General features: G+C 62.9%; 2 protein-coding genes. One reads left to right on the forward strand and one right to left on the reverse strand.

The annotated features are described in order from the left end of the window. A partial coding sequence (locus FJ980_RS32460; RefSeq protein ID WP_140547543.1) for an EamA family transporter occupies positions 1–391 on the reverse strand: 391 nt, incomplete at its 3' end. Between the two features lie 322 nt (positions 392–713). On the opposite strand from FJ980_RS32460, the gene FJ980_RS32465 reads away from it, so the two are divergent. Continuing rightward, on the forward strand, positions 714–1,260 hold a 547-nt coding region (locus tag FJ980_RS32465; RefSeq protein WP_140547544.1), incomplete at its 3' end, for a VOC family protein.

The following is a 1,260-nucleotide window of genomic DNA, read 5'->3' on the forward strand; positions in this document are numbered from 1 at the left end:
GCATTGGCACTTTTTCGCCAAGCATCACCACCGAAAGCACGGTGACGATGATCGGGGCCGCGTAATAGACGGTGGTCAGTTCGGCGAGCTGCAGGCTGCGCGCGGCATTGTAATAACAAAGCCACGCCGCCAGGGTGAAGACGCTGCGCAACAGCATCGGCCACACGATCGGCGACCGCGCCGTCTCCGCATAGAGATGCCGTCCGCCGATCGCCGCGCAGGCGGTCAGTATGGTGATGCTGCGGTAGAACAGGATCTGCCAGACGCTCATGCCGGCTACCAGCAGCTTGATGTATGCGTCCTGCGTCGAAACAAGCAAATAGGCGGCGCCGGTCAGGAGGATACCGGCGAGAACCCTTTCGCGTGTTTCGAGAATGGCGACATCGGCCATGCGACAAGCGGCCTTGTGTGAAAACGGCTCCGGCCCCTGTCGGCTCCGCTCCCGCCAGCTATAGGGGCGAAACCTTGCATGGCGCTGCTCCAGCGCCGTGCTTGCGTTGGGGCAGGGCCGATCCCGGATGCGGCTTCTGGCGCGGCGCGACTGATTGGTTTAGCATCGTCTCACAAAGCCGGCGCGTAAGGTTCGGCGAGCCAAGGGAACGGCGCGGATCAGGAAGCCAGCGCTCGCATAAGAGACGCCATTCGCATCATGGCGGCGGGCTGACAGCCGGCACTTACGGATATCGAAACGCCGACATCAGGGGGAGAACGAAATGCAGAAACTGCAAGCGCAAGGCGTCCATCACATCACGCTGGTCGGCGCCGGTCGCCAGACGTCGATCGATTTCTGGGAAGGCGTGCTGGGCATGCCATTCATTTTCGAGCAACCCAACCTCGACAAGGCAGCCGAAAGCCATCTCTATTTCGATCCGGGCGACGGGCGGCTGATCACCATCTTTACCGACGAGACCCGCACGCCGGCAAAGCGCCGCACGCCGACCGACACGGGCTGCGTCCACCACATCGCCTTTGCCGTATCGCGCGTCACCTTCCTGCAGGCGGTCGCCCGGCTTGACGAGCGCGCCATCAAGCACAGTGGCGTCAAGGACCGCGGTTTCATGGATTCGATCTATTTCGAGGATCCGCTTGGGCTGCTGATCGAACTTGCTTCCTACCGTTTCGAGCCGCCGGCCGGCTTTGGCCATGCCGACGTGCTGATGGAAGCGCACAAGCTCCGCGTCGCGCGTGGCGACTACAACATCGCCGAGGCGCATCTGGCCGACGCCATCCAGGCGCTTGTCGAGAGCTCGCGCGCGACAT

Source organism: Mesorhizobium sp. B1-1-5 (genome assembly GCF_006443065.1).
Lineage (GTDB): Bacteria > Pseudomonadota > Alphaproteobacteria > Rhizobiales > Rhizobiaceae > Mesorhizobium.